This is a genomic window from Bartonella senegalensis OS02, assembly GCF_000312545.1.
GTDB lineage: Bacteria > Pseudomonadota > Alphaproteobacteria > Rhizobiales > Rhizobiaceae > Bartonella > Bartonella senegalensis.
In genome coordinates this window covers 340,717-354,928 of sequence record NZ_HE997540.1, presented here as the reverse complement: position 1 = coordinate 354,928, position 14,212 = coordinate 340,717, and the positions used below count along the sequence as shown (strand labels likewise).

8 protein-coding genes, 1 tRNA gene and 3 pseudogenes are annotated in these 14,212 nt (G+C 38.6%); 4 read left to right on the top strand and 8 right to left on the bottom strand.

Annotation, left to right across the window (positions count from 1 at the left end; all coding sequences use genetic code 11):
• Nucleotides 1–299: 299 nt before the first annotated feature.
• Nucleotides 300–687 (bottom strand): annotated as a pseudogene (locus BN200_RS01475) (glycoside hydrolase family protein); the annotation flags it as partial.
• Nucleotides 688–847: 160 nt separating this feature from the next.
• On the bottom strand, nucleotides 848–2,011 hold the full coding sequence (locus BN200_RS01470) for a phosphoserine transaminase (protein WP_019220634.1): 1,164 nt from the start codon (nucleotides 2,009–2,011) through the stop codon (nucleotides 848–850).
• 401 nt (nucleotides 2,012–2,412) lie between these two features.
• On the opposite strand from BN200_RS01470, the gene BN200_RS01465 reads away from it, so the two are divergent.
• A tRNA-Phe gene (locus BN200_RS01465) sits at nucleotides 2,413–2,488 on the top strand.
• Nucleotides 2,489–2,575: 87 nt separating this feature from the next.
• Here the strand turns inward: BN200_RS01465 and BN200_RS09535 are convergent.
• From BN200_RS09535 to BN200_RS01455, 3 genes and pseudogenes are all read right to left on the bottom strand, one after another.
• Nucleotides 2,576–2,732 (bottom strand): annotated as a pseudogene (locus BN200_RS09535) (helix-turn-helix transcriptional regulator); the annotation flags it as partial.
• A gap of 423 nt (nucleotides 2,733–3,155) precedes the next feature.
• Entirely contained in the window at nucleotides 3,156–3,710 is a 555-nt protein-coding gene (locus BN200_RS01460; RefSeq protein WP_244426875.1) for a DUF488 domain-containing protein, read from the bottom strand.
• 15 nt (nucleotides 3,711–3,725) lie between these two features.
• Nucleotides 3,726–4,070 (bottom strand): annotated as a pseudogene (locus tag BN200_RS01455) (YqaJ viral recombinase family protein); the annotation flags it as partial.
• Between the two features lie 413 nt (nucleotides 4,071–4,483).
• Here BN200_RS01455 and BN200_RS01450 point away from each other — a divergent pair.
• Together BN200_RS01450 and BN200_RS01445 are read left to right on the top strand one after the other, a co-directional pair.
• The gene (locus BN200_RS01450; RefSeq protein WP_019220633.1) at nucleotides 4,484–5,773 is read left to right on the top strand and encodes an adenylosuccinate synthase; all 1,290 of its coding nucleotides are present in this window, start codon (nucleotides 4,484–4,486) and stop codon (nucleotides 5,771–5,773) included.
• Between the two features lie 241 nt (nucleotides 5,774–6,014).
• Nucleotides 6,015–7,427 carry a membrane protein gene (locus BN200_RS01445; RefSeq protein WP_019220632.1) on the top strand — a complete coding sequence of 471 codons (1,413 nt, stop codon included), beginning with the start codon at nucleotides 6,015–6,017 and terminating at the stop codon, nucleotides 7,425–7,427.
• A 152-nt stretch (nucleotides 7,428–7,579) separates the two neighbouring features.
• On the opposite strand, the gene rpoH is transcribed toward BN200_RS01445, so the two are convergent.
• From rpoH to BN200_RS01430, 3 genes are all read right to left on the bottom strand, one after another.
• Nucleotides 7,580–8,476, bottom strand: coding sequence for an RNA polymerase sigma factor RpoH (rpoH, locus tag BN200_RS01440; RefSeq protein WP_019220631.1), 897 nt, complete (start codon nucleotides 8,474–8,476; stop codon nucleotides 7,580–7,582).
• Between the two features lie 149 nt (nucleotides 8,477–8,625).
• Complete coding sequence (locus tag BN200_RS01435; protein WP_019220630.1) at nucleotides 8,626–9,630, bottom strand: RluA family pseudouridine synthase; 1,005 nt, start codon at nucleotides 9,628–9,630, stop codon at nucleotides 8,626–8,628.
• Nucleotides 9,631–9,662: 32 nt separating this feature from the next.
• The gene (locus tag BN200_RS01430; RefSeq protein WP_019220629.1) at nucleotides 9,663–11,093 is read right to left on the bottom strand and encodes an aldehyde dehydrogenase family protein; all 1,431 of its coding nucleotides are present in this window, start codon (nucleotides 11,091–11,093) and stop codon (nucleotides 9,663–9,665) included.
• A 450-nt stretch (nucleotides 11,094–11,543) separates the two neighbouring features.
• Here BN200_RS01430 and BN200_RS01425 point away from each other — a divergent pair, with 450 nt between their 5' ends.
• Nucleotides 11,544–14,072, top strand: a complete 2,529-nt coding sequence (locus BN200_RS01425; RefSeq protein ID WP_034988841.1) for a DNA translocase FtsK — start codon at nucleotides 11,544–11,546, stop codon at nucleotides 14,070–14,072.
• Nucleotides 14,073–14,212 lie beyond the last annotated feature (140 nt).

The following is a 14,212-nucleotide window of genomic DNA, read 5'->3' as shown; positions in this document are numbered from 1 at the left end:
TTATGTTTATCAAGTCACAAAGTCGTATCATTTTGTGTCTTTTTGAAAAGGGTTATAGTTTGACACTCGGTTTTGTACTAATTGGGAGAGAGGTGGTATTAAGTAGGAATATGTGTTAATTTATTGTTTTTGTAAGTGTTTTTTACCATTAAATGAGAGTTTTATCAAATTGGATTTTAACAGCTAAAATTGCAAAAAAGAATCAAAAGTAGCAAAAATCGGAGTTTAGTGATAAAAAGATCATAAAAAAAGCGGCTAGAGCTGCACGTGTTAGAAGCAGATTTTTTTCATCCACAAGATCATAGGCGGTGCTCCTGAAAGTGTTTCGCAACAAGGAAAATAGCAACACCTGTTGCTATAACCATAGTGGTGGTGAGTGTCGTCCATTGCACTGGAGCATGACCTGCCAACAAGCCTCCAAGACCTGAGAAAGACACAATGATTGGTGTAAGGGCTTCTGCCTTAAAAAAAATCCGTTGAATCCTTTGTTCCCAAGGTTTGATAATTGGAGGAAACAAAAGCACTTTTCACCCATAATCTTGCTTCTTCTGCACGCCGGTGCACAAGACCTTGTAAGCGCTTACCATCCGCTTTGGTCCATTTTTGTAATTCGGCTGGTACCTCTTCATAATCACCGTTATTGAGTTTTTTAAAAGGGGCGAGTTGCAAAAAAACTGTTGTTCCAAGGTAATGTCTCGCATATACAGTTGAGAATGCGGAAAGGGTAACGTGTGGTGTACACGAATATCCTCTTCCTTCACACCCATTCGTTTTGCAAACTTAGCGCGTTGCCGCTCATTGAGCACATTCTCCAAAAAAACGCGTCATAAAAATTGCTCAGAATCCCTTAAAGTTGAGCCCTTTCAACCTGAAATGCCCATTCAAGCCATGGTGTTAAAATTTCAAGATCAGAAGCCTCAATTGTTATACCTGTCCAAATTCTAAGGCCTGGAGGTGCATCTCTATACGAACCAATATCATAAGCGGCTCCTTCCTCATCAAGACGCTTTACGATTGCTTTTATAAAAGATACCCGCTTTTCAGTATCCAAAGCAGTAACCATTGGATCAACAATATCTAAACAAACAGATGTGTTAGAACGCACTTGAGGATCTTTTGCCAAATATTCTAACCACGGTGTTTTGCGAATAAAAGCATCAAGTACTGCAAAATTTTTCTCAACTCGCGCCATTAATGCACGCAAACCACCTTGTGCCTTTGCCCACTTTAATGCATCAAGAAAATCTTCAACACATAGTAAAGAGGGAGTATTGATGATTGCTCCTTTAAAAATATTTTCGTTCAATTTTCCATCTTTTTTCAGACAGAAAATTTGCGGCATAGGCCAAGCTGGAACATAACTTTCAAGCCGCTCAACAGCACGAGGACTTAAAATTAATATACCATGTGCAGCTTCACCTCCCAAAACTTTTTGCCATGAAAAAGTAACAACATCTAATTTTGAAAAATCAAGATTTTGCGCAAAAGCTGCGGATGTTGCATCACAAATTGTCAATCCTGCTCGCTTCTCTGGAATGAAATCTGCGTTAGGAATACGTACGCCAGAAGTCGTCCCATTCCATGTAAAAACAACATCACGATCAAAATCCATTTGTGTTAAATCTGGTAACTCCCCATAAGGAGCTTCAAAACGGCGCACATCAGAAAGCTTTAATTGTTCAACAACATCTGTAATCCACCCTGTACCAAAGCTTTCCCACGCCGCCATATCGACGCCACGTTCACCTAATAAAGACCATAGAGCTGTCTCAACAGCACCAGTATCCGAAGCAGGGACAATCCCTATACGATAATCAGAAGGCACTTCAAGAATCTCACGGATTAAATCAATAATTTCAGCAAGTCTTAATTCTGCTTCTCTTGACCGGTGCGAACGCCCAACCAATGCTTTTTTAAGAACTTCTAGAGTCCAGCCAGGTCGTTTGCTACAAGGGCCTGAAGAAAAATTAGGATTATTTGGACGACAAGTTGGTTTTTTAAACATCATCATTATTCTCCCCTTTTAGATGATTTGCCTTCCTTTAAAGAAAAAAGAATTATTATAAAAGGCCTATATCAATAGCCTCTTTAAGACAAAGATCAAAAATAGTTTCTATTTATTTTGTCGGCTTAATATAAACGGAAACTTTGTGAAAACTATTTCTCTCAACCATGCCTCTAGATTGATTCTTTAAAAGATTTACCGTATCTCACCACGATAAAACAGCATCTTGATAATAAAACACTAACGCATTACACTATACCTATCAAGTTTATTTTATAGAAAAAGCAACTATAATCGCCCAGAATACGGAAATAAAATTACAAAAAATCAATTATTTTTCTTTTGATAGCTGGACAGAGAAAATTTTAATGTTATAACCGCAAACGTTCACGTGCTTTGTGAAATGTGCCCAGATAGCTCAGTTGGTAGAGCAGCGGACTGAAAATCCGCGTGTCCGTGGTTCGAATCCGCGTCTGGGCACCACTTTTTGTTTTTAGCACATTGAAAGAGAGAAGCTTTTTATTTTAATTGTCTATTTTTAGTCCATCTCTTGTCATTTTACAATTTCACCTAATTTGTTGTTATTTGCTCCGTATTTTTCTCTGAAGTCAACGCTAAGATTTCTCTTTTTCTCTACCTTAAGGCTCTCCCTATATGGCTTTGGAAATAGACCTTGAAGCACCCAATTGCAAATTTTTGTTGTGGAGACACTAAAAAGCTGTGCACATTACGAGTGTTAAGTGGAGTCATATCACGCGATTTAACTTATTACAGTCTTTAGGTCGTTTATAATAGCAAAAGCGCTTTTGACTTATTGTTGATATAAGGAGCACATAGCTCCTTCCTTATCTGGAGGAAATCCTTGCCTCATTTGGTCAGTATGTCGAGCGCTTCAAACACGAAATTAGTTTACAAAAATTAATTGCAGCAATTGATACGGGCAAGAAATAGTTATGGCTGCTATTAAATGATGAGGACCGGTTTTTAGCATTTGTCACGACGTAAATATAACTAGATGGTTTTAAGCAAGAAACCGGTTGTTACATATCTATCGCCATCATCAAATATCCATCTCCATTACCTTTCTATTTTTTTATGTTCTGTAAACTGGGCTGCTAAGAGATTTTTTTTGTATTTAAAATTTGCAAATTTATTTGTTAGATGTGTTTAATTTCATATTTCCAATCTTTGAGTTGTGTAAGAGCCTTTGCAATTTGTCCTCGATGACACATACACACATCAGTTTCAAAGCAAGTAATTGCAACACGCCTTTTATCCAAAAAAGCTGGTATAATTTTTCTATTGCATGAGGATTATTTTTAAGGGTTGTCTTTTGGTAATCCTCAAAAAGATGTTCATAATCTTCTCGTGTTTTCAGATTGCGTCTTTTTTCAGAGGCAATTCCAAATTCAGGCATGTGCACATATTCAATGCCAATGTTGTTTACAGCGTTCTCTAATTGCCTTTTCAAAAACCCATGTTGTCTACTTATGGAATTTTTACGAACATCACACAAAATTTTGATATTGTTTTTTATAAGGCAATACAGATACAGATAATTCTCAAGAGATTTTCCTTCATAGCCAATGGTAAAAAAGCAAGGCTTCTCATCTTTATCAGAGAGGATGAAGGCATGTTTGGTGTTACAAATATTTGATTTCCTTGTGTGAAAAGGGTGGGGGTGCTGGGAGGAGAAGTCCCCCATAACGTCAAGCAGCTTTTGTGTCGAAATCCTCTTCATATCTTGCTCTATTTCCTTTAAAAAGACTTCGACCGCTTGATTCATTTTTTTAATTTGTTCGTCATCACGATTGATACGTTTGATTCTCATGCGCAAGTAATCTGATCTGCATACAAAATGCGGATTATAGCTTATGAAATGACACCATTTACGTCCAGTACAAGCCATTTGGAATTGCATTTGCGCAAGATATTCAGGCTTGATATTGCCATCCATAAAGAAGCGGATATGATTTTGTGACTGTGGGCATTTGACCTCAACTAAACCGTCCTTACTAACAAACCCATCAGGGCTTGCACTGACCATTTCTATTTTAGGGTGTTGGAAGCAATCAAGGTTTCTCTTTATGCGTTATTTGGCAAATCTGTTTACAAGGTAACAGAGAGGAGGAAAAAGAAAATGGGAGATCATGATGATCTTTCGTATCTTTGTGTCAGACAAACGACTTTCAAGTATTATACAGATCGTAAAAAACTACGCAGATGGTGTGAATGATTTATCAAATTTTGTAAAAGCAACAGTGATCAGTTCTAAATTCTTCTAATTTTTACAGCAAGAATAACTGATTTAGAATGAAGATATATTTTATATCTTACTATTGTGGTCTTGATGGTTCGTAGAACTGAAGATTGCAAAAAAGCTGAAATGAGGAGTCGCACTTTCTCTAACGTTTCGTTATAAGGAAACGTTTGTTTTTGAATGCTGGTTTTGTTTGACCAAACACGACGGAGAGAGTTATGGCCAATGTAGTAGTTGTAGGCACACAATGGGGCGATGAAGGAAAAGGTAAAATTGTAGATTGGTTGTCGGAGCGGGCTGATATCGTAGTCAGATATCAAGGTGGGCACAATGCAGGTCATACATTGGTTGTTGATGGCGTTCATTATAAATTATCACTTTTACCATCTGGTTTAGTTCGTGGGAAGTTATCAATTATCGGTAATGGTGTTGTCGTTGATCCTCATCATTTTGTAGCAGAATTAAAAAAACTACGTGATCAGGGTGTAAAAATTACACCGGAAATTTTGCGTATTGCTGAAAATGCTCCCTTGATTCTCTCTTTGCATCGCGATCTTGATGCAACCCGCGAAAGTGGTTTATCCGGTTTAAAAATTGGTACGACAAAGCGTGGTATTGGTCCGGCTTATGAAGATAAGGTAGGGCGTCGTGCTATCCGTGTGATGGATTTGGCGGAAGCTAATACGCTTATGGCTAAGATTGAACGACTTTTGCGACATCATAATGCTTTACGTCGTGGGATGGGCGTTGCAGAGATTGATTCTCAAGCGCTGTATGATGAATTGATGCAAGTAGCGGATGAAATTCTACCCTTTATAGATTGTACGTGGCGTCTTTTGGATGAAAGTTATCGAATGGGCAAACATGTTCTTTTTGAAGGTGCACAAGGTGCTTTATTAGATAATGATTTCGGGACTTATCCTTATGTGACGTCATCCAACACAGTTGCTGGGCAAGCGTGTACCGGCTCAGGTATGGGACCTAGTGCAATGCATTATGTTTTGGGTATTGCAAAAGCTTATACAACACGTGTTGGAGAAGGGCCTTTTCCGACAGAGCAGATAAATGATATTGGCGAATTTCTTGGAAAACGTGGGCATGAATTTGGTGTTGTGACTGGTCGAAAACGTCGATGTGGCTGGTTTGATGCTGTCTTAGTCCGTCAAATGGTAATGATTTGTGGTGTTCAGGGTATAGCATTGACAAAGCTTGATGTTTTGGATGGCTTGGATGAAATTAAAGTCTGTATTGGTTATGAACTTGATGGGAAAAGAATTGATTATTTACCCTCTTCTATGGGAGCACAATCTCGTGTGAAACCTATTTACGAGACATTAGAAGGTTGGAAGAAAGCAACAGCACATGCGTTGAGCTTCGAAGATTTACCAGTGCAGGCTATCAAATATATACGCTATATTGAAGAACTGATTGGTGCACAGGTGGCTTTATTATCCACGAGTCCCGAGCGTGAAGATACTATCCTTATTACGGATCCTTTTACAAATTAACCATTACTTTGAGATTTCCGTGTAGGTTTTCAGTTTGTTTTTGTGTTTTGCTACGAAGAGAGTCTTAAGAACAAATGAGAGAAAGGTGCAAAAGAGCATTGTTTATTTTTCATATTCATTTTACACTATTTAGATAGTTGTATCAATATAAGTGATAATCAATTGAGAAGGCTAAAATAAAGGTTTTTTTGGCCCTAAAGCTCAGATTTCTTTTCTCAGTTTAAGGAAGATTGTAGAGCATATGGTAGATTTCGTTGGAATCTTAAAAAAGACAATCAATGCGCAAAATAATGTTACAACAAGACTGCGTAAGCAGATTTATAAACGAGCTATCGAAACATTAGAACAGCAATTTTTAGCAACGAGAGTACCCCAAGCAATAGCAGATGAGCAAAGAAAGATTTTGCAAAGTGCTATTGCAACGGTTGAAGCAGAATATTTAGCGGTTGAAAAGGAATTGCTTTCTTCAGTTATTGGGTGGAACCCTAAAAGTATAACGCAATCTGGGAAGTACACATACACCTCTCTATTACCGCAAGGCCATGAGTTTTCAGTGGTAGAAACAGAAGGAAGACAGGATTCTATTATAAGTTCAAAAAACCATCAGGTGTTTGTTGGGTCTTCTGTTTCAGCTTTGTCAGATGCAGAGCCCGTCAATATGGAAGCTTGTTTGGCTTCTCAGTGTACTGAAAACAATACGTTAAGGGTTTCTCCTTTAGCTTCTCCTTCCCAAGGAGATAATCCACACATTGTTTCACATATTTTTTCTCAAGCTATGCGTCGTGCTAATAGGGCATCGATGCAAAGGCGTATTGTAATAAGTGCTGCTTTTTTTATCGGTTTTTTCACTTTAATGATTGGTATTTGTTTTGTTGGTGGACGTATGCTTGTATCAAGTGATCCTCAGTTTTTGGGAGGAAATGTCCAAGCTTCTCACGTGTTATCACAGGCATTTTCAGTCAAAAGAAAGTTAACACAACGCTTATTAGAAGATGGCAGTGAAGTTGATACCAATTTAGAGCAAACGACAGTTTCTTCGAATGCAGAAGGAATCTCAACAGCTGTTTCAAGCAATTTACAATCAATGGAACAGCTAGGTGAAGCTGTCTTTTATCAAGCACGTACGGATTATGATGCAGAAAAAGTTGCAACGGGGAGTGCACGTTGGACGCTTATAAAGAGAGATCCAGAAGAATCGGCTATACAAGGAGATATAACAATTCCAGATAAAGGATTATCATTACGGTTAATTTTACGTCGTAATACTGACGTGTCTTTTCCTGCAGCATATATTATGGATCTTATTTTTATTCTTTCTGATAAATTTTCAGGCCAAGCTATAAGCAATGTTCAAGCATTAACTTTTAAAGCAAGTGAACAGTCCATTGGTCAGGCTTTAACAAGGACTGTTGCAGCAAAGATTGATGATGATTTTTTTCTTGTTGCTTTGAGCGGAAAACATCCATTTCTTAACCGAAATTTACAATTGATGAAGGAATTAGATTGGATGCGTTTAGTCCTGACTGATAAAAACGGACGTACAAACGAATTAACTTTCGCAAAAGGACCAACAGGTGAGTCTATTTTTAATAAGGTTATTGGAAAATGGCTTGAGCAACCAGAAAAACTAACAGTTCTTGGACAGAAAAAATAACTCTCAATGCAAATGATAGGAAAAGTTTAAAGAGAACTTTTCATACAAAAATTGTTTGGCAGCTCAATGGAAAGACAAAGAGCAAGCCTATACTGGCTCTTTGTCATTTAACACGCGCAGATAATTGACTCTACACTTAAGCTTCAGGAGTTTCACACTTGATTTTGGGATTGATTTTGGGATAAAGCAGAAGCCTTGATAGAATTTTGTACTTTTTCAAATGCACGCATTTCAATTTGTCTTACACGTTCGCGACTGATGTTAAATTCACTTGAGAGCTCTTCTAATGTTAGCGGTATATCGCTTAAACGACGTGCTTTAAAAATGCGTTTTTCACGTTCATTTAAATTATCCATGGCGTTTGTTAGCATGGAACGACGATTCTCCAATTCATTTTGTTCGATTAAAATTTGCTCCTGATTGTTGGAATCATCCACCAGCCAATCCTGCAATTCGCTATTTTCACCTTCTTTTGTTCGAAGTGGCGCATTGAGCGAAGTATCACCACCAAGTCGACGATTCATCGACACAACTTCATCTTCTGTGACATTCAATTGGGTTGCAATTCCTTTCACTTGCTCTGCGTTAAGGTCACCATTGTCAAGTGCTTGAAGCCTGCTCTTTAATTTACGAAGGTTGAAAAACAAGCGCTTTTGATTAGCAGTTGTTCCTATTTTCACCAAACTCCAAGACCGCAATACATATTCTTGGATTGACGCTTTAATCCACCATATTGCATAGGTTGCAAGGCGAAAGCCGCGTTCAGGTTCAAAACGCTTAACAGCTTGCATAAGTCCAATATTGCCTTCTGAAATGACCTCCCCAATGGGCAGTCCGTAGCCACGATATCCAACTGCAATTTTGGCTACAAGGCGCAAATGGCTGGTTACCAATTTATGCGCGGCTTTTAGATCGTTATACTTACGGTAACGCTGCGCCAACATATATTCTTCTTTTGGCTCAAGCATTGGAAAACGACGTACTTCCTCCAGGTAACGATTCAATCCTCCGTCACCTGTTGTTACTGATAGCAGATTCATATGGGCCATATAGCACCCTCCTTTTACATGAATTCCCTTAATAAGGCAAATTCGATTTACAGACATTATAAACATCTCTACAAACTCAGTGTACCATAATTTTCGATTTTGTTCAAAAAGAGATATTTTATTGTGAAATCATGAGAGGGTTAAAAGTTTCAATTTATTTTTTTAAAATGCTTGATAAGTTCAGCCATATCTTGAGGGAGCGGTGAAGAAAAAGACAGAATTTTACCTGTAGCGGGATGTTCAAAGGTAAGACTGGCTGCATGAAGAGCTTGTCGGTTGAATTGATCGATTGCATTTTTAATGATAGTATTAAGCGTATTGGATTTTGTTTTAAAAGCGTTACCATAAACAGTATCCCCTATGAGCGGGTGTCCGATATGAGCCATATGAACACGGATTTGGTGAGTCCTTCCAGTTTCCAGACGACATTCCAGAAGACTGGCAAAAGGTGTTTTGTCTGTAGAGATTTCATATTTTTCTAGGAGAGAGAAGTGTGTAACAGCATGACGAGCATGGGGGCATTGGTTATGGATGACAGTCTGCTTTGTTCGATTCTGCGGAGAACGACCAAGGGGGGCATCAATTGTCCAAACATTGCGGTTAGGAGATCCCCAAATCAAGGCATGATAACGTCGATCTAATGCGCTAGTTCGTCCGTGATCAGCAAATTGTGCACTGAGGCTTTTATGAGCAAGGTCGTTTTTGGCGACAACTATGACTCCACTGGTATTTTTATCGAGACGATGCACAATGCCTGGACGCTTAACACCACCGATACCAGACAAGCTCTTACCACAGTGATGGATAAGGGCATTCACTAATGTTCCGGTCCAATTACCATTGCCAGGATGAACAACGAGACCAGCCGGTTTATTGATAACAATGACATGATCATCTTCAAAAAGAATGTCCAATGCAATAGCTTCACCGTCAGGTTCTGCATCACGAAGAACAGGCATTGTCAATTCGACGATTTGATTGGATTTTAATTTTGTTTTTGGCTCCTTTATAAGTTGACCATCAACTTTAAGATAGCCTTCACGGATGAGGACTTGTAGACGTGAACGTGACAGCACATTGTGATATTTTTTAGCAAGCCACTGATCGAGTCGTTGCCCAAGAGCATCTTCATCCGTTATTCTTTGTGTGACCATACAATTCCTATTAAGCTTTTCAGAAGATCCTTTTACCAGTATGAAATTGCTTTGGTATCGAGAAATTCTTTAATTCCCCAATGTCCTCCTTCACGAGCACGTCCAGAAAATTTTACGCCTCCAAAGTAACTTCCACTTGGCAGTCCATGTCCGTTAACTTCTACCATACCAGAGCGTACTTGTGCAGCAATACGACGACATTTACTCCGATCTTGCGATTGTATATAGTTTGTAAGACCATAGTCAGTGTCATTGGCCAAGGTGACAGCTTCATCTTCTGTATTAAAAGGAAGAATAGAGAGAACAGGACCAAAGATTTCTTCTCGAAAGATACGCATATGAGGTTTCACATCGGCAAAAACTGTTGGGCGTACATAATAACCGCGTTCCATTCCCATTGGCAAACCAGTTCCCCCTGCGACAAGGGTTGCTCCTTCATCAATTCCAGATTGAATAAGATCTTGGATTTTATCATATTGTTGTTTTGAAACGACTGGACCAATATGATTTCCAGTTTGGTATCCTGGTCCTACCTTTGTTTTTTCGGCAATATCTTTGGCTGTTTTGATAGCTTTGTCATAGATAGCTTGTTCCACAAGCATACGTGTTGGTGCATTACAGCTTTGTCCACTATTATAAAAACAGTGTTTTACACCGCGCTGCAGAGCATCTGTATCAGCATCAGCAAAGATAATATTTGCTCCTTTACCTCCCAGTTCTAGACAGACCCGTTTCAGAGTATTGCTAGCATTTTTAGAAATATCTTTTCCTGCTCTAGTTGATCCGGTAAAGCTGATCATTTCTAAGTCTTTATGAGCAGAGAGGTAAGAGCCAACATTGGCGCCATCACCATTGATTAAATTAAAAACGCCAGAAGGTAAGCCAGCTTCATCCAAAATTTCAGCAAAGAGCATAGCAGAAAGAGGAGCAATTTCAGAGGGTTTTAAGACCATAGTGCAGCCAGCTAAGAGAGCAGGGATAACTTTAAGAGTCACTTGGTTCATGGGCCAATTCCATGGGGTAATCAGCCCTACCACTCCAATAGGATCGTAATGAAGAATCGCTTGTTCATTTCCCTCTATTAAAATTTTTTGGAATGAAAACTCTTTGTAAGCTTTGATAAAGTTGCGAATATGAGAACTACCGGTTGCGGTTTGTGCATTAAGAGCCATATCAAGAGGTGCTCCCATCTCCATTGAAATGGTTTTTGCCATATCACCTGAGCGTTTTTCATAGATCTCTAAAATTTTTTCAACGAATCTAAGCCGTTCATGGGGTGAGGTTGTTTTCCAAGTTTGAAAAGCTTCTTTAGCAGCATTAATTGCTTTATCTGCATCTTTCGTACACCCAAGACTAATGACAGCACACGCCTCTTCTGTTGAAGGGTCAATGACATGTAAATCATGAGGAGTGTTTGGATCGTCCCATCGACCATTGATATAAAATTTCCGCTTATTCAACATGATGCACTCCCTATTTTTTCTATTATTGAAATTTTACTCTATTTGAGACCTTTTTAACAAGAATAACAAGGATAATCTCACCAAAGGTAAAGAAATTTGATCATAACAAGGCTGAAGAGCTGAAAAAATAACAGTCAGAATAGCTCTTTGTATTAATTTATATAAAGTATTAATCTATATAAAAGAGGACAGAAAGAGAAGAATGAGCGATTTTTCTGTATTTTTTGTAATAATAATTTACTTTAAAATCAATCTATTAAGCTAGATAAGAGCATGAATTTTGCAATTGAGACACTCAATGTTGAGGAGGAGGCATTGAGAGGAATGAGAGCCTTCTTTTTTCGTTAGAAAGTGACCGTTAGCAAAAGGTTATTAACCTTCATAGTGTAGTCTCTATGCATTCTTTTTGAAGAGGTAATTGTTCCTATTGCTATAAGTTTGTTGGGTATCATGCATAATTCGAAAACAAAATCCATTTCTACATCTTCTTTATCTAATAAGAATACACAAGGTGTATCAGAAAAAATTGCACCTTCTAAGATTGCTGAGATATTTCCTTATCCGGAAGTGTGGAAAAAGGCTTTTACACTCGGACAAAATGTACGTTTTACTCGAACACCAGAAGTTGAGATTTTACGCCGTCGCATAGAAGCCGATCCAATTTTTGCACAACAGTTTAAAGTTTTTACGAAGAAAGAGCAAAAGAATCTTACAAAAACAATACATTATAACAAGAAAACAACAAATCTTTCGCCGATTAAAAAAGTGATCAATTCTCGATCAATAGAGAATAAAGCGTCAACTTGTCATTCAACGGTTCTGGAGCAGTTATCACAGCAAACTGTTCCTATGTCGCTTGAGAAAGATGCAGGGAAACGTAAGTTACAAGTAGAAAATATAGTGCAAAAAACACAGCCTATATTTTATCTTTCTGATGACGCATTTTTTGAGTGTCAGGCCCTTATGTTAGAACAGGTTGACACTAAAATTTTGGAACAAGATACCAAACGGATTGATTTTACAAATAACAAGGTGACGCTGAATACAGCACATACCTTTGATGAGTCAATTACTGCTCTTTACCGTGTTCTTGAATATCGTTTCCCACAATTTTACAATTCCATTACATCCGAGTCCTCACAGGAGGAGTGTCAGGGAATTACAGAAACTTCTGACTTAATGTATGCAAAGAATGAAATTGTGAAAGAGGTTCAAAAGTGTCATTCTGAAGTAATTGTTGAAGATTATGCTCAGACATTAAAGGATACAGGTGCGACTAACGAGCCTAAAAATAGCGATAATATGGGCATTTGTATAAAAGAAAATGTAGTGAAAAATTCAGAAAATTTGTCTCTCATGAAAGCAAAAGGAAAAGCATTACGATCCATGAATGCGTCCTTAGACAATTACGATTCTGTTTTTATGCAAAATGCTCACTCTCTTAATTATGGCAATTATGAATTTCCTCCCATTGATTTATTGCAGGAGCCTGTTTTTCATGAAGGTACAGTGATTCCGCAGGAAACATTGGAGCGCGGTGCTGGACTTTTGGAGAGTGTTTTGGAAGATTTTGGCATTAAAGGTGAAATTATCCATGTTCATCCAGGGCCAGTGGTAACAATGTACGAATTTGAGCCCGCAGCTGGAGTAAAATCATCGCGGGTCATCAATCTTTCTGATGATATTGCTCGTTCTATGTCTGCTATTTCTACACGTGTTGCTGTGATTCCTGGACGCAATGTCATTGGCATTGAGTTGCCCAATGCGATTCGTGAAACCGTTTATTTGCGGGAATTAATCCAATCGAGTTCTTTTCGTGAAAGCCAATTTAAGTTAGCTCTTGCTTTGGGCAAGGGGATTAATGGAGAGCCTGTCATTGCAGAATTAGCAAAAATGCCTCATTTGTTGGTTGCGGGAACAACAGGATCGGGCAAATCTGTTGCGATTAATACAATGATTTTATCGATTCTTTATCGTATGACACCACAGCAATGTCGTTTGATCATGGTTGATCCTAAAATGCTAGAATTGTCTGTTTATGATGGTATTCCACATCTTTTAACGCCTGTTGTGACAGATCCGAAGAAAGCGGTAACAGCTTTAAAATGGGCTGTTCGTGAAATGGAAGAACGCTACCGGAAAATGGCTAAGTTAGGTGTACGTAATATTGATGGTTTTAATGCACGCGTTGCACTTGCAGCACAAAAAGGTGAAACGATCATGTGTACTGTACAATCGGGTTTTGATAAGGAAACTGGGGAAATGCTTTATCATGAAGAAGCAATGGATCTCACGCAACTTCCTTATATCGTTGTGATTGTCGATGAAATGGCCGATCTCATGATGGTGGCGGGTAAAGAAATAGAGAATGCTATTCAGCGCTTAGCGCAAATGGCGCGTGCAGCAGGTATTCACCTTATTATGGCAACACAGCGTCCTTCTGTTGATGTCATCACGGGCACGATTAAAGCGAATTTTCCGACCCGTATTTCTTTTCAGGTCACATCAAAAATTGATAGTCGTACAATCTTGGGAGAACAAGGTGCAGAAACACTTTTAGGCCAAGGAGATATGCTTCATATGGTTGGTGGTGGGCGCATTATGCGTGTTCATGGGCCTTTTGTTTCTGACGGAGAAGTTGAAGCTATTGTTGCGCATCTTAAAATGCAAGGAAAGCCTGATTATTTAGCCACAGTAACGGATAGTGAAGACGATAACAAAGAGGGAGAGACAGCTGATTCAGTTGCAGAAGTTTCTGCAGCAGAAAACCTTAGTGAAGAGGGTGAGGAACTTTATATGCAAGCTGTCAAGATTGTTATGCGTGATAAAAAATGTTCAACATCTTATATTCAACGCCGGCTTGCAATTGGTTATAATAAGGCAGCCTCTCTCGTGGAGCGCATGGAAGAAAAAGGCATTGTTGGAGCCGCTAATCATGTCGGGAAACGTGAGATTCTCATTGATGATTTACGATCGTAAACAAGACAATTTAAAAGATACATGACTTTAAACAAGATTGGATGGTCATTATCGTGAGAGTGAATATTTGATTATTTCAACGGCGCGCGTGTTGCTATGTAACCATTTTTTTACTATGAAAGATTAAAGAGGCAATATAT

Bases quoted from the DNA above. Each gene is read 5' to 3' on its own strand.
- BN200_RS01470 (WP_019220634.1), bottom strand. From the start codon at position 2,011: ATGATGATGTTTAAAAAACCAACTTGTCGTCCAAATAATCCTAATTTT.
- BN200_RS01460 (WP_244426875.1), bottom strand. From the start codon at position 3,710: ATGGGGGACTTCTCCTCCCAGCACCCCCACCCTTTTCACACAAGGAAA.
- BN200_RS01450 (WP_019220633.1), top strand. From the start codon at position 4,484: ATGGCCAATGTAGTAGTTGTAGGCACACAATGGGGCGATGAAGGAAAA.
- BN200_RS01445 (WP_019220632.1), top strand. From the start codon at position 6,015: ATGGTAGATTTCGTTGGAATCTTAAAAAAGACAATCAATGCGCAAAAT.
- rpoH (WP_019220631.1), bottom strand. From the start codon at position 8,476: ATGGCCCATATGAATCTGCTATCAGTAACAACAGGTGACGGAGGATTG.
- BN200_RS01435 (WP_019220630.1), bottom strand. From the start codon at position 9,630: ATGGTCACACAAAGAATAACGGATGAAGATGCTCTTGGGCAACGACTC.
- BN200_RS01430 (WP_019220629.1), bottom strand. From the start codon at position 11,093: ATGTTGAATAAGCGGAAATTTTATATCAATGGTCGATGGGACGATCCA.
- BN200_RS01425 (WP_034988841.1), top strand. From the start codon at position 11,544: ATGCATAATTCGAAAACAAAATCCATTTCTACATCTTCTTTATCTAAT.